Here is a 21,020-nt window from a genome sequence, read left to right on the forward strand (position 1 = left end):
ACCGCGACCCGATAGCCTGCCACGCGAGGCAACAACGAGGGCCGACATGAGCATGACCCCCAACCCCGCCATCCCGATCACCGTCCTCACCGGCTTTCTCGGCTCGGGCAAGACGACGCTCCTGAAGCGCCTGCTCGACGACCCGGCGATGGCGGGCACTGCCGTCATCATCAACGAGTTCGGCGAGGTCGGCCTCGACGATGCGCTCGTCGAGAAGATCGACGAAGATGCCGTCCTGCTTCCCTCGGGATGCGTGTGCTGCGCCGTGCGCGGCGATCTCGTGCAGGCACTCGAGCGGATGCACACCAAATCGCTCTGGGGCGACATCCCGCCGATGCAGCGCGTTGTCCTCGAGACCACCGGCCTCGCAGATCCAACGCCGATCGTTCACACGCTGATGACGGAAGAAAGCCTCTACCGCATCTATCAGCTCGACGCCGTCGTTACGACTGTCGATGCTCAGCACGGATTACACCAGATCGATGCGCATTTCGAGCCCGCAAAGCAGATCGCGATCGCAGATCGACTGATTGTGACTAAGAGCGACCTAACAGAGCCCGACGCTGTCGATGCACTGGAGCGGCGCCTGCGCGCATTGAACCCCGCCGGACAAATCAGACGCGCCGTGAAAGGTGATATCGCGCCGTCGGAGCTGATCGGCCTCGGTGCGCACGAGCCCGCGCTGACGGGCGTCGATCCGGAGCGCTGGCTCGCGGCCGAGCGCTATCACGAGGATCACGGACATCACGAGCACGGTGCAAATTGCGGCCCCGACTGCAGCCATGATCACGAGCACGATCATGAGGGCCACCACCATCACCACCACGCGCACGACGAGGCCTGTGCCGATCCGCATTGCGCGCACCCTGCGCACGAGCATCTGCATGGCATTCGCTCGTTCTGCCTGAGGTTCTCGGAGCCGCTCGACGGGCGCGAGCTGTCGAATGCCATGCAGCTTCTCGCGCAGCTCTACGGCGAGCGTCTCCTGCGCGTGAAAGGCATTCTCAACGTAAAGGATCAAACGAAGCCGTTCGTCGTGCACGGCGTGCAGCACATTTTCTATCCGCCGGAAACGCTCGCCCGCTGGCCGGGCGAGGACCATCGCTCGCGGCTCGTTTTCATCACGAAGGACCTGCCGGAGGAGAGCATCCGCAAGCACTTCCGCCCGTTCGTCGGCGAGGCGGAAGGGGCGGTGTAAATCCGCCCTCCCCATTGAAGACAATGGGGAGATGGGGAAGTGGGGCGCGTCATACACCGCGCTCTCGCGACCGCGGGCATGGCACCACCGCAGAATGCGATAGCCCCCCTTCCCAGCAGCCCGCGGCAAACAAACTAACGCCGATACTGCAGGAAGGGCGACTTCGTCGCGAGCTTGTCGTAGAGGCCGCGCGCCCGATAGTTGAACTCCTGCGTCGCCCAGTAGGTGCGCGTCGCACCACTCGCGTCGGCCTCGGCATAGACCTGCTCGATCAAAGCACGGCCGATGTCCTTTCCGCGCACCTTTGGATCGACGAACAGATCCTCAAGGTAGCAGTACCATGTCGGTGACCACGTCGAGCGGTGGAACAGGACGTGCGCGATGCCGACCGGCACATCATCGTCGCCGACCGCAACGAGGCCGATGTGAAAGCCTTCCTTGCCGCTCAGCAGGCGCTCCCACGTGGTCTCGATGACCTCCTCGGGGATCGTGGCCTTGTAGAACTCGATGTAGCCCTTGAAGAGCGGCAGCCAGGCCGGCTTGTCCTTGGCTTCGAGGCGACGGACGCGGATGCTCATGTCTGATGATCCTGTAGTTGGGCGCTGGACTTGCCGCCAGGGTAGCGAAGCCTAACCCAACGTCCGCATCGGATACCAGACGCACGACCGCTCCGACCGTCGCACGCGTCGTGCGACCCGATCGAAGCGATCATGCTCTAGGGGTAGAGTGAGGCCTTGTCGCCGTCAGCCGCGCAGACGCGTGCGGACGATGCGAGGGAATTCATCGCTCGTGAACTCGTCGGCCGTTCGCGGCTGCGCGGGAACACCCCCGCGCGCCGGATCCGACGCCATGCCCCCTTGGGGTGGCTGATACGGCGCCGCCGTCTGGGCGGCAGCACGCTGCCCTGCAGCACCGGCCGGGGCACCATTGCCGACGAACCACGCTTCGATGAGATCGAGCTCATCGGCCGAGAGCTTGAGGCCCTGGCCCCGGCAGCGCGCAACCACGAAGTTGCGGAACCGGCCAGCGAACAGGTTCGCCGAGGCGCCCTGCTCGAACCACGGATCGGCCTCGCTCACGACATCCATCACGAACCGCACATCATCCCGGCGCAGCTCGAGCCCGTGCTCCTGCGCGCGGCGGAGGACGTTCTGGATGGTCTGGGCGCCGAGCAGATTGTTCTCGTTGATCTCGAGCGCCATGACCTCGAAGAGCGTGCGGTACTCAGGCGGCGCGAGCGGCGGCGCCTGGCAAGCCTCGTGAATGCGCGCAATCGACTGCTGGATCGTCGAAGTCGCTTCCTTCGGCCGTGCCTGCGACGCTGCAGCGGGCTGCATTCCCTGAGAGGCAGAGGCGGTGTGCGTCGGTGCGGCAGGCTTCGGGGCCTGGGCCGGCACCAGCGGCGCCGAAACCGTCGACGGGCGGAGCGAGGGCTCGCGCGCGGGAATGTCGTGCTGTGCGTAGCGCGGCGTCCCGCCGAGCGAACGCGTGTCCTGCGTCGCTGCGGCAGGCGGCGGCAGCGAGCGCTCGGGACGGAAATCCTCGTCATGATGATCGAATGCGGGCTGCTGCGGGCGACGCTGCAAACCGCCCATGCTCCCGAGCTGGCTGCCGGTCTGATCCGCGAACCCACCGCGCGTGCTGGTGTGAGCGGCGGCTGACGACGGCGGCGCGATCGCCCGCGACGGCGACATCTCGCGCATTTCAGGCATCTCGGGCAGTGGGGCGGCGCGCTTCGTCTGCAGATGACGGCGCGTGTCGATGACGAGATAGGGCGGCTGCTCCGAAAGCCTGAGATCATCGGGCAGGGACTGCGCGAGAAGCTCGCGGAAGCCGCCGGCTCCGGCCCAGGACGTCGCGACCGTGCGATCGTGCCCGATCGAGCGCACGGCCCGATCGGCCAGCACTTCGAGGGGCACCGGCGTCGGCGAAGCCTGCACGGCCTGGACGACATCAGCGATGATCTCGTGACGAAGCGCCTCGCGATCCACCTCCGGCAGCACCATCGGCTTCGTCTGCGGCGCAGCCAACTGCGCTGGTGCGGACGTGCCGATCTCGCCCTGCTGCTCAAGCAGCAAGGCGATCAGATCCGATTCGCGCACCTCGCCGTCGCTGATCGCCGTGTAAGGTGCGGCCGTGTAGTCATTGGCGAAGATCACCGTGCGCCGGGCGTGCGCGCGCAGGCGATGCAGGACAGGCGTGAAGTCCGCGTCGCCCGAGAGAATGACGAACTCGTCGAAGTGCGTGCCGTGCGCGAGATAGTCGACGACATCCATGACCATACGGATGTCGGAGGAGTTCTTGAGCTGAGCGGTGAGGGGCGGGCAGTCGACGATCTCGAACCCGGCGCGCAGGAAATGGTGGCGCACGAACGGGAAGGAGTTCATGTCCGTCGAGTTGTCGCTCTGATTGCGCCGCGGGACGGGGTTGCCGTAGCAGCGATTCATGACGATGCGGCGCGGCTCCGCCGAGAACGATCCATTGGTGGAAGTGATCAGCGCGCCACTCTCGATGGCCTTGATCCACGACGCGGCGTCACGGGCAAAGCGCTTGGCAGCCTCTTCGTTCTTGCGCTTCAACGACAAATAAATGTTGTCGTAGTCGACGAAGACGGCGCTCAAGAACGCACGCCCAGCTTCACGCCTGATCATCCAACGCCCCCTGAATATTCACGGACAAGCACCGCCGCCCCGGGGTCACTGTTTATGAGTCGCATAGCGGGGGCAAGGTCCGGGCCCCTGGCAAGCGAATCAAGCCAGTGGATTTGCTGTTGATTCGGCCGGAGCGCGGCGCGCGAGCCGCATATCCGATGTTGCGCGCCTACCACAGGCTGCCCGCGCCACCCGTCCAACTCCCGCACGGCGCTTAGCGCTCCATTAACCCTGTTCTCTCATAGTCCTGGGCGTCAGTGCCTGTTGCTTCCGTGCGTGAAAGGCGTTCGTGATGTTTCCCAAGCGTTGTGGCCGCGCGCCGCACTTCATCCGGCTGAGCGCCGCCCGCACAGGCCTGATCGGCCTGCTTGCCGTCCTTGCCGGCTGCGCGAACGAGCGAGGCGCCACCACCACCTCATCCACTTCCGCAGCCACGCCGATGCACATGGCCGGCGTGCGCACCGTCATCGAGGCCGATGGCCTGCCGGCCCAGCTCGCGCCGCGCGACTACAAGCCCGGCGCCGACGACCCGCGCGAGCCGTGGAGCCCCAACTACGGATCCGCGCGCCCGGCAAGGACAACCGAAGCCGAGCCGGCGCCCGTCGCGCCTGCGTCACCGGCGCGCGTTATTCCCGTCCGCTACACCCAGCCGATCGATGCCGAAGACGTTATCCGCCGCGCCGTTGCCGCGCATGAAATGCGACAGGGGGACCAATGAACGACTACACCCGCGCGCCCGCTCCGGGCTCGGTCAAGCCGCTCTCGAGCCCGTCAGTGAAGGGCGATGAGACGCGCCTTGTCGGTGAGCACGTACATGCGGCCGTTGGCGACGACTGGCGGGATAAATACAGGCGCGCCGAGATCGAGCTGCGTCTCCACCTTGCCGCCAGCCGCATTGATGCCGATGAGCTTGCCCGAGTCGGAGGCGAGCCAGAGACGGTCGCCGGCTAGCACCGGGCCTGCCCAGCTCTTGCCGCCAGCAACGCGCGTCGTCCACAGCGCCTTGCCGTCGCGCCGGCTCATGGCGATGAGCTGGCCGCCGGTGTCCACGACATAGACGGCGTCGCCGGCAACATAGGGCCGGTTGATGCCCGCCACGTTCGCCGACCAGACCCGCTCGCCCGTGCGCGCCTCGGTCGCGACCATGCGACCGGCATGGCCGATCGCAAACACGGTGCCGCCATCAATGGCCGGGCTCGCGGCATCGCTCATGGAGCCGAGCGAGGAAGCCGCGCGCGTGCGCGCCAGCGATTCCTGCCAGGCCACCGTGCCATCCGCTATCCTGATGGCAACGACGTCACCCGAAGGATAGGGAACGACCGCGACATCGCCATTGAGCGCTGGGCTCGCGCTGATCAGCAGGCTCGCACGCTCGGGGAGTCCGCGGAAAGCCCAGAGCTCGGCGCCGTCGTGGCCTGCGAGCGCGACCGTGCGCCCGTCGGTCGTGAGGACGATCACACGTCCGCTGGCGACGGTCGGCGCCGCGCGCACCGGCGAGCCGACGTTCTTGTCCCAAAGCTTCTTGCCGCCCTGCATGTCGAGGGCCGTAACAATGCCGTGCCCGGTGGCGACGAACAGCCGTCCGCCCTCCGCCGCAAGGCCACCACCATAGGCATTCGTATCGGTTGCCTTCTCCGGCACCAGCGACGTCCGCCAGGACACCGAGCCCGAGGCACTGAGCGCGGTTACGCGACCTGCGGCATCGAGCGTGAAGATGCGGCCGTCGGCGACGATGGGGCTTGCGGTCAGCCGCCCATACTTGCTGGAGCCCTGCCCGACGTCGGCGCTCCATGCGGTGCGGATGGAAGCTGGAAGCGCGAGATGGCCGGGTGCATTCGACGGCGCGCCGCCCGGGTACGCCCAGGCATCGTTCTGGCGTGCCGGCGGAACCGAGATCGGCCGGTCCGCGCTCGCGAGCTCGACGCTGCCCGTGGTGCCCTCGGTGAGCACGACGGGGACGCGCGTGCCAGGAAGCGGCACCTGCTTTTCTGCGAATGGGTTGAGTGCCGCGATATCCGAAACACTCGGCATTCCGCCCGAGCAGCCCGCCAGGCCCGAAAGCGCCAATGCGCTCGCGATGGCCGCCAACCGCCCTGTGCGCAAGAGGTCCACGATCAACTCCCCCCTAGTGTCCCGTTTCCGAAGTTCGCTTAACCTCGATGCTGGCGTCCCGAGCGAGCTTCGGAAACAAAAGGGACACTAGAAGCATAGTCTTGCTCGTGTGATTCAGGTCGAGAAATTCGCTCCATACCGTGCCGCGAGATCTGGCGAATTTCTCGATCATCACACGAGCCGCCACCCCTATTTCGTCGCCGAGCCTTCGCCCGGTTTCGCCCCCGCGCCCCCCGGCTGGGCAGCCTTCGATAGTGCTGCCTCGGTCAGGATCGTCATCAGGATCCGCGCCCGCTCGGTAGTCGACGGCGGCGCCGCGCTGTCGGCCAGGATCTGCTCGAAGGCCTTGCGCGCTTCATCCTGATTTCCGGCCTTCATGGCCGCAAGCCCAAGCACCTCGCGCGCGGGCGCACGCCAAGCATTGGTATCATTTGTGAGATCTTTGAGGCGATTCTGCATCTCGGTCCAGTCGGCCTCGTCCACCCTCAACAGGGCTGCCTGGAGCGTGGCGTAGTCCCGGAGCAGCGGATCGGCGCTCGTGTCCTTCGAAACCGCGTCGTAAGCGGCGACCGCGTCGGCGCGCTTGCCCTCGGCGGCGTATGCGCCGGCATTTCTGAGGCGCGCCAGCGTGCCGTAGCCGGGCGGCGCGTTCTTGACCATCGCATCGAACGCCTGGTGCGCTTCCTGCGCCTTGCCCCCGGCAGCGAGCCGGGCCGCGGCCTCGAACTCCTGCCCCGCGGCCTGACGTGCACTGAGGCTGCGATGCTCGGCGAACTGATAGCCGCCCACGCCAAGCACGAGCAGCACAGCGGCAGCGACGATGAAAACGCCATACCGATCCCAGGTCCTCGCGAGACGCTCCTTGCGCATCTCGTCCTGGACTTCACGCATAAAGTGGTCGGTCTGGTCGGCCATGCTGATCCTTGCTTCCTCGCCACCGGCTATAGGGCGTCGGCCACTCTATAACCCGCGACGCCGCCACGCGGAAGGTGGCAGGCATCGCCGTCGATGAACGGCGTTTCCGGCGATTTCGTGGCCCCCACAATCACGCTCGATGTCAGCATGTTCCATGCCCGCCGGGGGACCTCAGAGCAGCCCGAGCTCGGCGAGCTCGCGGCGCAGCTTGGCGGGCATCGCATCGAGATCATCCGCGCGGCCGCCCGCGAGGTCCTTGGGCGCATCCTCCACGGCGAGATAACGCCACCCCTGGAAAGCCCGGCGCGGCACCGGCCGCACGGCCACGAGCTTACGGTCGAGGATGAGCAAGGTGCAGGGCGTGCCATCGGGCCTCGTGCCTTCCTTCAGATCGAGGAGGCGCTGGCGAGCCTGGATGATGCCTTTGATGACCCAATAGATGGACCCGCCGTCGAGCAGCTCCTCGCGCCGCTTCGGCATCTGGAAGGTCCGGTGGAAAAGCTCGGGCTTCTGCTTCTCGGCCTTCATCTGCTTGAGGCGTTCGACCTGCCAGCCAGCCAGATCCTCGATCGATTCGGTGCCGACGCTCAGCTTCACGAGATGAATCGTCACGACTGGGCTTCCTCCTCGAGGCTGACGAGCAATGCGCCCTGATTCACCTGCTGTCCCTCGCTGGCCGCCACGCTCGCCACCACGCCGTCACGCGCGGCCGCGAGCACGTGCTCCATCTTCATGGCTTCGACGACCGCCAGCCGGTCCCCCTTCGCGACGGTATCGCCGGCCTTGACGAAAATGCGCGCGACTTTGCCATTGATCGGCGCGCGCACGGCATCGCCCGCATGGCCATTATCGACGTCATCGGCATCGTAGGTCGGCCAGCGCACCTCGACCTGCTCGCCCTCGAAGAGGGCATAGAGACCATCATGCGCCGTGACGCATGCCGTCGGCGCCCGCGCCTCGGAGCCTGCCGCGGCGGCGCCGGCGGCAACAACGTGCGGCGTCGTCTCACCACGCGGCCACGTCGCCGCAAATGTCCGCGCCTCACCGTTCACGACCAGCGGCACGGTAAGCGTGCGCGGCGCGCCGAGCTGAAAGCCATCACCGGCACTCCAGGGATCTGAAGCCGCGCCCTCCGCTGGAGCGAGCAGCCGGGCGACCGCGGACATGACCTCGGAGTTGCCGATGTGCGTCCGCGTGAGCGCCGCGAGGTCGCGTCCGATAAGGCCGGTGTCCATGCGTCCGACGCGGACATCGGCGTGCTCGAGAAGTGCACGCAGGAACGCCGCATTCACGCGCGGGCCCGCAACGACGAGTTGCTTGAGAACGGCCACCATCGCATCGGCCGCCTCGTCGCGCGTCGCACCGTGCGTGATGAGCTTGGCGATCATGCTGTCATAGAAGGGCGAGATCACATCGCCCGCACGCACGGCCGTCTCGAGGCGCACGTCCTCGGCACTATCAGGCAGCGCGAACGCCGCAATCCGCCCGATGCTCGGCAGGAAGCCCTGCGCCGGATCCTCCGCGCAAAGCCGCACCTCGATGGCGTGACCGTGCATGGTGATGGCGCCTTGCTCGAGCGGCAGTGGCTCGCCGGACGCCACGCGAAGTTGCCACTCGACGAGATCGAGCCCGGTGATCGCTTCCGTCACCGGATGCTCGACCTGGAGGCGCGTGTTCATCTCGATGAAGTACCACGGCGCTTCGGGCCCGAGGCTGCCGTCCTCGACAAGGAACTCGACGGTGCCCGCGCCCTCATAGCCGACAGCGCGCGCGAGGCTGACGGCCGCCCCGCACATCTTCTCACGCAGCGCCGCGCTCATGCCCGGAGCCGGCGCCTCCTCGATGACTTTCTGGTTGCGCCGCTGGAGCGAGCAGTCGCGCTCGAAAATGTGCACGACATTGCCGTGGCGATCGCCGAACACCTGCACCTCGACGTGGCGCGGCTGCTGCACGACCTTCTCGATCAGGACGGCGGCATCACCGAACGACGAGAGGGCTTCGCGCTGCGCGCTCTCCAGCGCCGCTGCGAACTGTTCGCCGCTTTCGACGAGCCGCATGCCGCGACCACCGCCACCCGCCACGGCCTTGATCATCACCGGATAGCCAATGCGGTCGGCTTCGCGCCGGAGCAGCGCGGGTGTCTGGTCGGCGCCATCATATCCCGGCACGACGGGCACACCGGCCGCGCGCGCGACGGCCTTGGCGGCCGCCTTGCCGCCGAGCTGGCGCATGGATGCGCCCGAGGGGCCGATGAAAACGAGGCCCGCTGCTTTGCAGGCATCGGCAAAGTCGGCGTTCTCGGCGAGGAAGCCGTACCCCGGATGGATCGCCTCCGCGCCCGTCGCCCGCGCGGCGGCGATGACGCGATCAATGCGCAGATAGCTTTCCGTCGAGGGTGAGGGACCAATGTGCACGGCCTCATCGGCCGTCGCAACGTGAAGAGCCTCGCGGTCGGCATCCGAGTAGACGGCCACGGTCGCCACGCCGAGCCGGCGCGCCGTTCGCATGATCCGGCACGCGATCTCACCGCGGTTGGCGATCAGGATCTTTTTCAGCATCGGCACACCCTTCGTCCGGGCGGCAGGTTGGACGCCCGCGGCCTGGCCGCGACGGGACTGCCACTGGGCCGCCACCGGGCCACGAGGGAAATGTGTCGGACGTTTTCGGGGGCCATTCAAGGGGGAACACACAAGGCTCCCCCGGTCCTTGCGGCGGGATCAGTTGCTGGGCTGGTTCTCGGCGCCGACACCGCCGGCAACGTTCGAGTTCAGCGCGAACTGACCGAGGTGCTTGAACTCGAGCCGCAGCATGACGGCCTTGTCCGGCTCGATGCCGAGCGTCGGGTTCGCAATGAACGATTCCGTGTACGACGCCGTCAGCACGAAGCAATCGTCGGCGTAGCGAAGCTGGATCGTGTCCTGAAGCCGCTCGCGGGTGTCGATGTCGTAGCGAATGCCGCCGAGCAGCGTCCAACGATCGGTCAGGCGCAGGGCGCCGCCGAACTGGACTTCCTGCTCAGGCTTGTCGGTGGGCTGATCCGGGTTGAAGCGCATATAAGAGTACTGAACCTGCGCAGTGAGCGGACCGGCTGTGAATGAGGTGTACGTGTCGTTGCGGCGCAGCGACAGATCCTTGTCGTCGAAACGCGCCTGGGACACGAGACGGAAGCCATCAGCCGGCGCAAGGTAGGCGCCGAGGACATAGTCCGAACGCGTCGTCTCGAGACCACTCTTCGAATTGAAGATGAACGGGTCGGACGGACTCGGGGGCTGGCCTGGCGCAGGAAGCTGGCCTGGATTGTTGAAGGCGTTCACCCCGGCGACCTGATAGCTCTGGCCGAGGATGAAGCGCGCGTACGCACCACCGGTCGCCTGATAGGTATATTGCACACCGACGTTGGCGCGCGTGCCGGTCTCGACGCGATCCCATCCCGAGAACTTGTCGACGTCGAAGAGAAGCGTGTCGTCCCAGACAAGGCTCTTCGCGTCCTCATCCGGCAGGCGGCGCTGAGAGGCGACGGCTGTACGCGTCACGACCTGGCCGATCGGCTCGACGATGTGGCTGCCAGCCCCAGTATGCTTCACGAAGGGATAGGCATAGGTGAGCGCGGCCGTACCCAAGGCGCGCGTCATGCTGCCGTCTTCCCACGTGTTGTTGTTCGGATCCCAGGCATTCTGGAACGAGGTCACGTCGCCCCGCGCGGAGACGTACGGCGTCCACACCTGTCCGAGTCCGTCGACGACTTTGCTCCGCCAGCGGCCATCGAAGGACGCGCGGTGCATATCCGTGGCGGCGGAGTTCGAACGCGTGAGGGACACGGCATTCATATTGAAGGCCAGCTCGCCACCCGCCACCGGCCGATCGACGACGTAGTTGTAGTCGATCACGGGCAGCACGCGACTCGCAGCATCGGCACCGCCGTCGACCAGCAGACTGCCGAAGTGATAGAGCGTCGCGGCGAAGTAATTGCGCTCGCTCATACCCTGCAAATAGACCGTATTGATGCGGTCGGTCTGCAGAAGACTGTCGAGCTTGTAGAAGCGGCGGAAGGCGTCGTCACTCTCGACCGTGACATCCCAGCCGAAGCGCCACCACGTCGAGAGAGAGAACAGACCGCGCGTCTGCACGCTGCCGCGCCAGCCGTCGAGCTTCGGATCCGGCGTGCCAGGGAGCGTGTTCACGTCCTGATCGATACCCGCGACCTTGATATTGTACGTGCCGCGGATGTCGCCCCAGTTCACCCTATGCCGCCACTCACCCTGCCAGAGCATGCCCTGGCGCGAGGTGTACATGGGGTTGAACGTGAAGTCGTAGTTCGGCGCGAGCGCGAAATAGTAGGGAACGCTAAGCGTCGTGCCGAGGGTATTGGTGTGGCCATACTCCGGCGAGAGGAAGCCCGTGCGCCGCTTCACCGACGGATCGGCGTGCGAGAACCACGGCATATAGAGAACCGGGACGCCGAAGAACTCGAACGCCGCATCCTGATAGGTGATCGTGCCGGCCTGCTGGTCGTGCGTGACGCGGGCGGCGCTGATGCACCAGAGCGGCGGGCTGCTGCCGTCAGTCCGGCACGGTGTGAACCGGCCCTGCTCGAACTCGGTGACATTGCCCTCGCGACGTACGGCGCGGCGCGCCGTGATACGGGTGTCGTCACGTGCCGTCACGCTCAGCGCCTGGACGAAAGCCTCGCGGAAGTCATCCGTCGCGGTGAGCTTGTCCGCGCGCACGATGTTGCCGTTCGGCTCCTGCAGCTGCGCGTTACCTTCTGCGGTGAGCGTCTGCGCACCCTGGTCGTAGACGACGCGATCGGCTGTTAGAATGTAGTTGTTGAACACGATCTCGACGTTGCCGATCGCGATGACGCGATTGTTGGCCGTGTCATAGATGAGCTCATCGCCCTGCAGATAGAGGGGCGCTGCGCGATCCACCTTGGCGGGCGTCCCGCCGAAGATGCCGCCTTTGGACTTCTTGAACTGCTGCTTCTGCGAAGTCAGGTTGCGAACCGGATCGTCGATGCGAATTCCGGTGCCGCGCGTGAGCGGATCGGTGGCATCGCGCGCGGCACCCGGCGAAGGTGCAAGGAGCACGACCGCGGTTGCGCAAAGCCCGATCAGGGACAGTGCAGACAAGATCAGGCGCGCGCGCAGCCGAAACGGCTTGCGCGGAGCTCCCCCTCCCGCCTGAAACGCATGCCCCGTTACTTCCACCTCAGCCGTCCTCCTGGTGCAACAGCACCGTCAACGACCCGCACAACGCCACGAGGACCGGGACCCATACCGCCATCATGGACGGCGTAAGTCCAGCCACCCCAACCTGCCGAGAAACTTCGGAGAAAAGGAGAAATCCTAAGCCCCCGATCGCCCCCATTCCCACCATAGTCTGTAAGCCACCTGAGCGGAATGACCGCAAAGACACAGACGCCGCCAAAAGGACCATCACCGCCAGCAACATAGGCCGGCTCAGATGGAGATCATACTGGACTTGGAATCGGGCCGCAGAGAGGCCTGCACGCTCAGTTTCATTGATAATTCCAGGGAGTTGCCAAAATGACAACGAAATGGCCGAACCGAGTGCATCGCTGATACGGTCCGGCGTCAGATACGTGCTGACCGTGAACGTCTCGAACTGTTCCGGCTCGCGTCCCGGCCGGGCGACCTTCGCCTGCTCGAACTGCCAATAGCCGTCACGCAGGAGCGCCCTTACCCCTTCGACGCGCTCGATGAACCGCCCCTCGGCGTCGAACTGGAGCACCGTCGGGTTGTAGATCGTGAGCCCATCGCGGGACGCCGCGCTCGCACTCAGAACGGATGATCCGTCCACACTCTGCTGACGGAGCCAAGCGCCGCTCGCCCCTCCGCCGAACGCCGGCGTGGCCTCGCGGCCATATAGCTCCGCTAAGAGACGATCCGCCTCCGCCCTAGTGACCGCGGCGAGCGGATTGAAGGCCGCTGTCGCAAGCACGCCGAGCACGATCGCGACCAGAATCCCGGGGCCAATGAACTGCCAAGCCGACATCCCGGCCGCCCGCATCACGGCGAGCTCCGAGCGCCGGTTGAGCTGGATCAGCGCCACGCCACTCCCGACCAGCACGCAGAACGGCAGCAGAACCTCGATGTAGCTCGCCAGCCGGAGCACGACGATCAGCGCAACGGAGGCAACCGGAATACTGCCCGTACGGCCCGTCATGCGCAGGAGCTCGACGAGATCGATCATGATGATCAGCGAGGCGCAGACCGCCAGCGTACCCATCATGGCAACCACGAAGCGGCCACCGACATAGCGACTGAGAGTTCCGAAGGCGCCACTCATCGGCTGGGCACTCCCACGCCGTGGGCTCCCGATGTGGGCCGCCGCTGCGCCGCCGCGCGCCGGGCACGCCGGCGCTCGCCAAATCGATCGAACAGCTCGCCGATCGCTGCCGCCGCGCGGGCCAGAGGCGTATTCGTGCGGCGCGGGCGCATTCCGGCATGGGCGTGCGTCGCTGCCAGCAGGGCTGTGCCGAGAGGGATTGCGTAGACCAGCGGGATGGCCGTGGGAGTGACGCTGATGAGATTGGTCACGGTCAGACCGCCGACGCGGGCAGCCGTGGCCAGAACGAACGCGAGGATGAGCGCCTGCCCGCGTCCCTGGCGCGTCGTCCGCGCCTGGCCGAGCAGGGCGACGGCGATCATCACGAACGTGAGCGGATAGAGCGGGCTCGAGAAGCGCTCGTGCAGCTCCTCGACGATCAGGTTGCGGGCACGCGCCGTCGCGACATCCTGAGGCGCCGGGTTCAGCAGTTCGCTCAAGTAGCGCTCGCGTGGGCGCAGCCCCCGCTGCTCGGTCTTGGCCTCGAAGTGAGCAAGATCAACGCCGTAGCTCTCGAAGGCAATGATCTGAGTCGGCTCGCCCGGTGCCGCCCGGCGCAGGATGTGACCGGTCTGCATGAGCATGAAGGTCTCGCCGCTCTGCTTCACGATTCGTGCGCGCTCGGCGAGGAAGGTCGTCGTCTGCTTGCCATCGCGGGCATCGTGGAGCACGAGGCCGAGGAGCTCACCCGAGTGCGCACGGTCGCGCACGTGGAAAGTGAGCCCGCGTTCCGGGCTCGTGAAGCGGCCCGGCTGGATGACCTGCGTGATGAGGTCCGTGCGGACCGCGATGATGGCATCACGCAGCTCGCGGCTCGCCCAGGGCATCACGACAAAGTTGAACAGCAGGACGACGAGGCTCACCAGCACGGCCAGCAAGAGCAGCGGCCGCGCTGGCGCCCATACCCTGGCACCGGCCGCCGTCATCACGATCAGCTCGCTGTCGGCGCTCAGTCGATTGAGAAGCTGAATGGACGCAATGAGCAGCGCCACCGGCGCAATGACCGCCATCAGGCTCGGCAGGCCGAGCAGCGTGATCTTCAGGAAGGCGAATGCGTCCTGGCCCTGTGCGGTGACGAGGTTGAGCTGGCGGAGCGCCAGCGCGATCCACACGAGGGAGGTCAGGGAGATGACGATCATGACCGTCGTCGTCGCTGCCTGACGGAAAATGTAGCGTGAGAGCGTGCTCATGCCTGATCCGTCACGGCACCCGGCGTTCGGCCCGACCGAAACCCGGCACGTGCACTCTTTCCCCCCTTCATGCGCTGCGGCCCCCCGGCGTCACATTCATGAATCACCGGCCACGCTCGAGGATGGTTGCGCGAGCAAGGTGGCGGAAATTCGGCTCTCCACAGCCTGCGATTTCACGGGCGCCGCCCCAGGAACGCGAGCACCCCGTCCTTGTAGATTCGGTCGCCGACCGCCTTCATGTGGTCGCGGCCCTCGATCACCAGCGCCTCGGCCCCCGGGATGATGGCGGCAAGCTCCTCCGCCGAGCCGCCGATCACATCCTCGCTGCCGACGGCGACCAGCACGGGGCAGGTCAGCGTCGCCAGCGCCTCCGGGCGGATCGGATCGCGCGCGCCGCGGATGCAGGCGGCCAAGGCCTTGAGATCGCTACGCGTTTGCTCAGCGAAGGCGCGAAAGGTGCGAGCCGTCTGGCTCGTCACGTCGTCGATCGTCGGCGCCTCGAGCGCGTGCGCAATCGGACCGGTCCCCGCCATCGGACGCACCATATTGACGCCGAGGCCGCCGAAGATGGCCGAGCGGACGCGATCCGGGTGCGCCATGGCGAGGAAGGCCGTGATCCGCGCGCCCATGGAGTAGCCCATGACGTCGGCGCGGGCGATGCCGAGGTGATCGAGGAGCGCGCGGGCATCCTCGGCCATGGCCGGCGCGGTATAGGCTGCCGGATCATAGAGTTTCGCGCTCTGGCCGTGCCCGCGGTTATCGATTGCGATCACCCGGCGACCATCGGCCTTGAGCGTCCTGACCCAGCCGGTATCCACCCAGTTGACGGTCCGGTTGGAGGCAAAGCCGTGGATCAGCAGGATCGGGTCGCCTGTTCCCTCATCGAGGTAGGCGATCTCGATTCCGTCGTGGATGAACGTCGCCATGGGCCTCCTTTACCTCGCGGGCGCCGCCTGCGCTTCCGGCTCCCCTACCATTTCGGGAGGCAAGCCGCTATGGTGCGCCCCGCTTCATCCGCAGGCACGATCCGCTAGCGTACAGCGCGGCGCGCCAAAGCTCAGGGAACTTCCGATGGCCGCGAGCGTCGTGCCGCATTTCGCCAATGACCTCGGCGTCGAGAAAATCTACATCGGCGCCAAGGAACTTCAGTGCATGGGCGCACGCGCGCCCTACGATCATCCCCATGTTTATCTCGACATGGGTGCCGACAGCCAGATCCTGTGCCCCTACTGCTCGACACTCTATGTCTACGATCCGCGGCTCGGCGCCGGCGAATCGGAGCCGAAGGGCTGCCTGGTCGTGGCGGAGGCCGAAGGGGTCTGAGCCCCCAGCATGGCACACACTGAGCCCGTCCTGATTGCCGGCGGCGGCATCGCCGGGCTCGCAACGTCATTGGCGCTCGCGCAGCACGGCATCTCCTCGCGCATTTTCGAGCAGCGTGAGATCTTCTCCGAGGCCGGAGCCGGCATCCAGATCGGCCCCAATGGCGTCCGTGCGCTCAGCGCGCTCGGCGTCGCGCCGCTTCTCGCCCGGCACGTGAGCGTACCCGAGGAAATCGTCGTTCATCAGGGCGCGAACGGCCGCATTCTCACGCGGATGCCGCTCGGGGGCTGGATTGCCGATCGCCACGGGGCTCCCTATTGGGTCGTCCATCGCCGCGACCTGCAGACCGCTCTGCTCGAGCGCGTGCGCGCGACGCCAGGCATTGCGGTCGAGACGGGCTTTGCCATCGCGGAGGCAGCCGACCATGGCGATCATGTGAGCGTTCGCAGCTCCACAGGCACGACGGTCCGCGGTCCCGTGCTTGTCGGCGCCGATGGCATCCGCTCACGCATCCGAACGGCCGTGGCTCCCGGCACGCAGCTCCGCTTTTCCGGCAAGGCGGCTTCGCGCGCGCTTCTTTCTCCTGATGCTGCCGCCAGTCTTGGCGATGCCGCGAGCATGGGCGTGTGGCTCGCGCCCGGCGCCCATGTGGTGCACTACCCCATCGCGGCCGGCGCGCAGATTGCCGTCGTCGCCATCGTGCCCGATGACCGCATGACCGACGACTGGGCCGCCCCGAACGACTGGAGCGCGCTCGCCCCCCACCTCGCAAGCTTCGCGCCCGAGCTGCGCCAGGTCCTCGCTAGCGCGCCCGAATGGCGCCGCTGGGCCCTCTTCGAGACCGCGCCGCTCGCGAATCTTGCAAATGGCCGTATCGCACTTGCGGGCGACGCAGCTCATCCCGTGTTTCCGTTCCTCGCACAGGGCGGCGTGATGGCTCTCGAGGATGCCCTTGTGCTCGCCAGTGCCCTGGCCAACCAGCCTGAAGATCCCGCAGGCGCGCTGAAGGCCTACGAGGCCGCGCGACGGCCCCGCGTCAATGCGATCGTTGCAACTTCGCGGCAGAACGGCCGTATCTTCCACCTTTCCGGTCCGGCTGCGTTTGCGCGCAATCTGGCGATGGCCACAGTGCCCGCCGCGCGCCTCATGGCCCGCTATGACTGGGTCTACGGCTGGCAGCCGCCGGCTTAATCGAAGGAGATTGATTGTCATGCGCCTCGATGCCGTGCCGACAGGCAAGAACCCACCCGAGGACATCAACGTCATTATCGAGGTGCCGGTCGGCGGCGAGCCGATCAAATATGAGATGGACAAGGCCTCGGGCACGCTGTTCGTCGATCGCTTCCTCTACACGCCCATGCGCTATCCCGGGAACTACGGCTTCGTCCCGCATACGCTTTCGGCCGATGGCGATCCGATCGACGTGCTCGTCTGCAATACGCGCGCGATCGTCCCCGGTGCGGTCATCAACTGCCGGCCGGTCGGTGTGCTCGTCATGGAGGACGATGGCGGCGGCGACGAGAAGGTGATCGCGGTCCCGTCCGCCAAGCTGACGCGCCGCTATGAGCGCGTGCGCAACTACACCGATCTCCCCGACATCACCCTCCAGCAGATCCAGCACTTCTTCGAGCACTACAAGGATCTGGAACCCGGCAAATGGGTGAAGATCCACCACTGGGGCGACGCCGACGAGGCCAAGCGCCTGATCAGCGAGGCCATGGAACGGGCGCGCGGCGAATAAACCAGCCGCCGCGCGCTTCACACTGGCTACTTGTCGAGCCAGACGTTCTCGAAGCGCCAGTTGTTGTAGATCGAGTTCTGGTGCAGCACGTGGCCCTTCACGTGCGGGTGCCAGCAGGTGCCGGCGAAGCCGTGATAGATGATCGGGCGCGCCTGGTCGTCGATCAGGATCTTCTCGATCTGCCAGACGAGCTGCTTGCGCTTGGCAACATCGATCTCACGCGACTGCGCGTCGATCAGGCGATCGACCTCCTTGTTGCAGTACTTCGTGTAGTTGCGCTCCGAGCCGCACGAGTAGCTTTCCACCATGGTCACATCCGGCTCGTCGACACCCGAGCCGGTGAGGTTCAGCACCACGGCGTAGTCCCCGCGCGTCACGCGGCCGTAGTAGAGCGTCGACTCGATGATCTCCAGCTCGGCGTCGAAGTAGATCCGGTTGAGCTGATCGACCAGCAGCACCGCCGGGTCCTTGAAGGCCTGGAAGTCGCGCGTGCCGACCTTGATCTTGAGCTTGTTGCTCGGGCCATAGCCGAGCTCCTGCATGATCTTGCGCGCCTTCTCGCGGCGTTCGGCGGGCGTGCCGGCATACTCGGCGAACTGTTCGAGCATAGCTTTCGGCATACCCCAGTTGCCTTCGGGCTCGGCCATCATGGCACCCGAGATGCTGGCCTTGCCCGCCGTCACGATCTTGACCATGGCATCGCGATCGAGCGCCAGCGTCATGGCCTCGCGCAGCTTCGGATTGTCGAAGGGCGGCTTCTCGCGATTGACGAGCAGATTCGTGCTGACGCCCGAGGGCACCAGCTCACAGGTTGCCTGCGGCGAGCGGGCTTTCACATCGCCGACCAGCGGCGCCGTCACGTCGGCGACGAACGTGATGTCGAACTCATTGGCGGAGAAGGCGAGGAGGCGCGTCGAGCGGTTGCCGATGATGCGGACCTCGATGCCATCGACGTAGGGCCGGCCTTCCCGCCAGTAGTCCTTGTTGCGCTCCATGCGGATCACGTTGTTCGCCTCGAAGGAAACGAACTTGAAAGGGCCCGTGCCGACCGGCTTCGTGCGCATGTCGCGCGTCGGCACGTGGCACGAGTAGACCGGAGACATGTTGGAGGCGAGCAGGCTCAGGAACGACGCCTGGGGGCGCTCGAGCACGAAGGTGAACTCGTGATCGCCCTTGATCTCGATCTCCTTGATGTTCGTCCACCAGAGCTTGCGCGGATTCTTGCGGAACGCGTCCGGGTCCTTGCCGAGAATACGGTCCCAGGTGCACTTGACGTCCGCCGAGGTGAACGGCTTGCCATCATGCCACTTCACGCCCTGGCGCAGCTTCATGGTGAGGCGCGTGTTGGCCGCGTCCCAGGCCCAGCTCTCCGCCAGCTCGGGGCGAATGACCTCGGGTTTGTTGATCGGCTCGGCCTGGTCGAAAATGACGAGGTTGTTGAAGATCGGCGCGAAGGCAAAGGCCGTCGCGATCGTCGCCTCCTCGATGATCGAGGCACTCGGCGGGTTCGAGCTGTTGTACGTTCTCAGGATGCCGCCGGACTTCTGAGCAAAGGCGGCAGATGGCGCAAGCGCGCACGCTGCAATGACAAAAGCAGCAGCACCGCGGGTCACGCGGTTGGTCATCGTATCCTCCCGGATGTAGTTCTTGTTCTATCCGCGCCCGTTCGTTGACGGGCACAGGGGCAGTGTTTCATCCAATGCGCGACACATCAAGGCGAATGCACTGCAGCAGGTCCTCAGAGGCCTGAGAAAGCATGAGGGCGGCAGGTGCCTGGCACCGCCGCCCTCACGTCATCGACGATCAGGAACGTGGCTTACTTGTCGAGCCAGACATCCTCGAAGCGCCAGCTATTGTAGATCGAGTTCTGGTGCAGCACGTAGCCCTTCACATGCGGATGCCAGCACGACGCGGAGCGATTCTGGAAGATGATCGGCCGCGCCACGTCCTCGGCGAGGATCTTCTCGATCTGCCAGACGAGCTCCTTGCGCTTCGCCGTATCCAGCTCGGCCGACTGCGCGTGGATGAGGCGGTCGACTTCCTTGTTGCAGTAGTTCGTGTAGTTGCGGCTGGATCCGCAGAGATAGCCTTCGAACATCGTCACGTCGGGATCATCGACGCCCGTACCCGTCAGGTTGAGCGCAACCTGATAGTCACCGCGCGTGATGCGCCCGTAGTAGAGCGACGTCTCGATGATCTCGAGCTCGGCATCGAAGTTGATCTGGTTCAGATGGTCGACGAGCAGCACGGCCGGGTCCTTGTAGGACTGGTAGTCGCGCGTGCCCACCTTGATCTTGAGCTTGTTGTTCGGGCCGTAGCCCAGCTCTTCCATAATCTTGCGCGCCTTCTGCCGGCGCTCCTCGATGGTGCCGGCATACGACGGGAGCTTCATGAACTCCTCGACGGAGTTGCTCCACACACCTGCCGGCGGCGGCAGCATGGCGCCACCGATCAACGCTTCACCACCCGAGACGATCTTCACCATCGCGTCGCGATCGAGCGTCAGCATCATCGCTTCGCGGAGCTTGGGATTGTCGAAGGGCGGCTTGTCGCGATTGACGAGGAGGTTGGCGCTCACGCCCGTCGCGGCGAACTCGCAGGTCGCATTCGGCGAGCGCGACTTCACGTCGGGGAGCAGAGGCCGCGTGACATCCGACACGAACGTCAGGTCGATCTCACCCGCGGCGAACGCCAGGAGGCGCGTGCCACGGCTGCCCATGATCTGGAACTCGAGGCCATCGAGGTAGGGCCGGTCCTTGCGCCAGTAGTTCGGGTTCTTCTCGAGGCGGACGAACTTGTTGGCCTCGAAAGCCACGACGCGGAAGGGACCGGTGCCGATCGGCTTCGTGCGCATGATGCGGGCCGGCACGTGGCACGGATAGACCGGCGACATGCCCGAGGCCATGAGCGTCAGCAGCGAGGCTTGGGGCCGGTTCAGCTCGAAGGTGACCTCGTGGTCGCCGTTGACCGTGATCTCCTTGATATTGTCCCACCAGAGCTTGCGCGGGTTCTTGCGGAAGCCGCTCTTCGGATCGGCTTCGCGGCTCCAGTCCCAGGTGCACTTCACGTCCTTGGCCGTGAAGGGCTTGCCGTCGTGCCAGGTCACGCCCTGGCGCAGCTTGAAGGTCAGCTTCGTTTGGGCGGCATCCCAGGCCCAGCTCTCGGCCAGCTCCGGGCGGATGACCTCGGGCTTGTTGACCGGCTCGGCCTGGTCGAAGATCACGAGATTGTTGAAGACGGCCATGAACGGGTGCGTCGTCCCGCTGGTCGCCTCTTCGAGAATGGAAGCACTCGGCGGATTGGCCACCTCGTAGGATCGCAGAGTTCCGCCGGACTTCTGGGCTAACGCGAGGGAGGGTTGGAGGGCGCACACCCCGGCAAGCGCCGCGATGAGGCCAAGGGACTTCGTAGAGCTCAATATTTCCTCCTAGATTGGTCAGATCCGGTGCCCATCGGGCAGGGCGCCGCGCTCGAGTGCGAGGAAGCCAAGCCGTGTCGGCAGAACCCTCCTTGTCCCTGCCGACTTCAGCCGAAACCCCCGC

General features: G+C 65.9%; 17 protein-coding genes. 5 read left to right on the forward strand and 12 right to left on the reverse strand.

Going from position 1 to position 21,020, the window contains the following annotated elements; all coding sequences use genetic code 11:
• The first annotated feature begins 46 nt into the window (after positions 1–46).
• On the forward strand, positions 47–1,198 hold the full coding sequence (locus CS1BSM3_RS00380; RefSeq protein ID WP_072384995.1) for a CobW family GTP-binding protein: 1,152 nt from the start codon (positions 47–49) through the stop codon (positions 1,196–1,198).
• 134 nt (positions 1,199–1,332) lie between these two features.
• Here the strand turns inward: CS1BSM3_RS00380 and CS1BSM3_RS00385 are convergent, their stop codons facing one another.
• Both CS1BSM3_RS00385 and CS1BSM3_RS00390 read right to left on the reverse strand, forming a co-directional pair.
• Positions 1,333–1,776: a GNAT family N-acetyltransferase gene (locus tag CS1BSM3_RS00385; protein ID WP_072384996.1), complete on the reverse strand. Its 444-nt coding sequence runs from the start codon at positions 1,774–1,776 to the stop codon at positions 1,333–1,335.
• A gap of 165 nt (positions 1,777–1,941) precedes the next feature.
• Positions 1,942–3,849 (reverse strand): NYN domain-containing protein, encoded by a 1,908-nt coding sequence (locus tag CS1BSM3_RS00390; RefSeq protein WP_244540388.1) that lies wholly within the window; start codon positions 3,847–3,849, stop codon positions 1,942–1,944.
• A 292-nt stretch (positions 3,850–4,141) separates the two neighbouring features.
• Between CS1BSM3_RS00390 and CS1BSM3_RS00395 the strand changes: the two genes are divergently transcribed.
• The gene (locus CS1BSM3_RS00395; RefSeq protein WP_072384997.1) at positions 4,142–4,567 is read left to right on the forward strand and encodes a hypothetical protein; all 426 of its coding nucleotides are present in this window, start codon (positions 4,142–4,144) and stop codon (positions 4,565–4,567) included.
• A gap of 53 nt (positions 4,568–4,620) precedes the next feature.
• Here the strand turns inward: CS1BSM3_RS00395 and CS1BSM3_RS00400 are convergent, their stop codons facing one another.
• The 8 genes from CS1BSM3_RS00400 to CS1BSM3_RS00435 form a co-directional block, all read right to left on the reverse strand.
• On the reverse strand, positions 4,621–5,961 hold the full coding sequence (locus tag CS1BSM3_RS00400; RefSeq protein WP_244540389.1) for an outer membrane protein assembly factor BamB family protein: 1,341 nt from the start codon (positions 5,959–5,961) through the stop codon (positions 4,621–4,623).
• A gap of 189 nt (positions 5,962–6,150) precedes the next feature.
• Entirely contained in the window at positions 6,151–6,876 is a 726-nt protein-coding gene (locus tag CS1BSM3_RS00405) for a tetratricopeptide repeat protein (RefSeq protein WP_072384999.1), read from the reverse strand.
• Positions 6,877–7,047: 171 nt separating this feature from the next.
• Complete coding sequence (locus tag CS1BSM3_RS00410) at positions 7,048–7,488, reverse strand: DUF1489 family protein (RefSeq protein ID WP_072385000.1); 441 nt, start codon at positions 7,486–7,488, stop codon at positions 7,048–7,050.
• Complete coding sequence (locus tag CS1BSM3_RS00415) at positions 7,485–9,434, reverse strand: acetyl/propionyl/methylcrotonyl-CoA carboxylase subunit alpha (protein WP_072385001.1); 1,950 nt, start codon at positions 9,432–9,434, stop codon at positions 7,485–7,487. Before CS1BSM3_RS00415 ends, CS1BSM3_RS00410 begins: the two co-directional genes overlap by 4 nt.
• Before the next feature lie 159 nt (positions 9,435–9,593).
• Positions 9,594–12,005, reverse strand: a complete 2,412-nt coding sequence (gene lptD / locus CS1BSM3_RS00420; RefSeq protein WP_244540390.1) for an LPS-assembly protein LptD — start codon at positions 12,003–12,005, stop codon at positions 9,594–9,596.
• A 79-nt stretch (positions 12,006–12,084) separates the two neighbouring features.
• Complete coding sequence (gene lptG, locus CS1BSM3_RS00425; protein ID WP_072385002.1) at positions 12,085–13,185, reverse strand: LPS export ABC transporter permease LptG; 1,101 nt, start codon at positions 13,183–13,185, stop codon at positions 12,085–12,087.
• Positions 13,182–14,414 (reverse strand): LptF/LptG family permease, encoded by a 1,233-nt coding sequence (locus CS1BSM3_RS00430; RefSeq protein WP_072385003.1) that lies wholly within the window; start codon positions 14,412–14,414, stop codon positions 13,182–13,184. The genes lptG and CS1BSM3_RS00430 overlap by 4 nt, the downstream gene beginning before the upstream one ends.
• A 173-nt stretch (positions 14,415–14,587) precedes the next feature.
• Positions 14,588–15,340: an alpha/beta fold hydrolase gene (locus tag CS1BSM3_RS00435; protein ID WP_072385004.1), complete on the reverse strand. Its 753-nt coding sequence runs from the start codon at positions 15,338–15,340 to the stop codon at positions 14,588–14,590.
• A gap of 145 nt (positions 15,341–15,485) precedes the next feature.
• On the opposite strand from CS1BSM3_RS00435, the gene CS1BSM3_RS00440 reads away from it, so the two are divergent.
• The 3 genes from CS1BSM3_RS00440 to ppa are packed head-to-tail and all read left to right on the forward strand — an operon-like array spanning position 15,486 to position 17,478.
• The gene (locus tag CS1BSM3_RS00440; RefSeq protein WP_072385005.1) at positions 15,486–15,737 is read left to right on the forward strand and encodes a zinc-finger domain-containing protein; all 252 of its coding nucleotides are present in this window, start codon (positions 15,486–15,488) and stop codon (positions 15,735–15,737) included.
• 9 nt (positions 15,738–15,746) lie between these two features.
• Positions 15,747–16,928 (forward strand): FAD-dependent monooxygenase, encoded by a 1,182-nt coding sequence (locus tag CS1BSM3_RS00445; protein WP_072385006.1) that lies wholly within the window; start codon positions 15,747–15,749, stop codon positions 16,926–16,928.
• A 19-nt stretch (positions 16,929–16,947) separates the two neighbouring features.
• Positions 16,948–17,478 (forward strand): inorganic diphosphatase, encoded by a 531-nt coding sequence (gene ppa / locus CS1BSM3_RS00450; protein WP_072385007.1) that lies wholly within the window; start codon positions 16,948–16,950, stop codon positions 17,476–17,478.
• A gap of 26 nt (positions 17,479–17,504) precedes the next feature.
• Here ppa and CS1BSM3_RS00455 read toward each other — a convergent pair whose 3' ends face one another.
• Together CS1BSM3_RS00455 and CS1BSM3_RS00460 are read right to left on the reverse strand one after the other, a co-directional pair.
• Complete coding sequence (locus tag CS1BSM3_RS00455) at positions 17,505–19,103, reverse strand: ABC transporter substrate-binding protein (RefSeq protein ID WP_072385008.1); 1,599 nt, start codon at positions 19,101–19,103, stop codon at positions 17,505–17,507.
• 191 nt (positions 19,104–19,294) lie between these two features.
• Positions 19,295–20,896, reverse strand: coding sequence for an ABC transporter substrate-binding protein (locus CS1BSM3_RS00460; protein ID WP_072385009.1), 1,602 nt, complete (start codon positions 20,894–20,896; stop codon positions 19,295–19,297).
• Positions 20,897–21,020: the final 124 nt, after the last annotated feature.

This window comes from Hyphomicrobium sp. CS1BSMeth3, assembly GCF_900117415.1.
Taxonomy (GTDB): Bacteria; Pseudomonadota; Alphaproteobacteria; order Rhizobiales; family Hyphomicrobiaceae.

Coding starts and splice junctions, on each gene's coding strand:
- CS1BSM3_RS00380 (WP_072384995.1), top strand. CDS start 47: ATGAGCATGACCCCCAACCCCGCCATCCCGATCACCGTCCTCACCGGC.
- CS1BSM3_RS00385 (WP_072384996.1), bottom strand. CDS start 1,776: ATGAGCATCCGCGTCCGTCGCCTCGAAGCCAAGGACAAGCCGGCCTGG.
- CS1BSM3_RS00390 (WP_244540388.1), bottom strand. CDS start 3,849: ATGATCAGGCGTGAAGCTGGGCGTGCGTTCTTGAGCGCCGTCTTCGTC.
- CS1BSM3_RS00395 (WP_072384997.1), top strand. CDS start 4,142: ATGTTTCCCAAGCGTTGTGGCCGCGCGCCGCACTTCATCCGGCTGAGC.
- CS1BSM3_RS00405 (WP_072384999.1), bottom strand. CDS start 6,876: ATGGCCGACCAGACCGACCACTTTATGCGTGAAGTCCAGGACGAGATG.
- CS1BSM3_RS00415 (WP_072385001.1), bottom strand. CDS start 9,434: ATGCTGAAAAAGATCCTGATCGCCAACCGCGGTGAGATCGCGTGCCGG.
- lptG (WP_072385002.1), bottom strand. CDS start 13,185: ATGAGTGGCGCCTTCGGAACTCTCAGTCGCTATGTCGGTGGCCGCTTC.
- CS1BSM3_RS00430 (WP_072385003.1), bottom strand. CDS start 14,414: ATGAGCACGCTCTCACGCTACATTTTCCGTCAGGCAGCGACGACGACG.
- CS1BSM3_RS00435 (WP_072385004.1), bottom strand. CDS start 15,340: ATGGCGACGTTCATCCACGACGGAATCGAGATCGCCTACCTCGATGAG.
- CS1BSM3_RS00440 (WP_072385005.1), top strand. CDS start 15,486: ATGGCCGCGAGCGTCGTGCCGCATTTCGCCAATGACCTCGGCGTCGAG.
- CS1BSM3_RS00445 (WP_072385006.1), top strand. CDS start 15,747: ATGGCACACACTGAGCCCGTCCTGATTGCCGGCGGCGGCATCGCCGGG.
- ppa (WP_072385007.1), top strand. CDS start 16,948: ATGCGCCTCGATGCCGTGCCGACAGGCAAGAACCCACCCGAGGACATC.
- CS1BSM3_RS00455 (WP_072385008.1), bottom strand. CDS start 19,103: ATGACCAACCGCGTGACCCGCGGTGCTGCTGCTTTTGTCATTGCAGCG.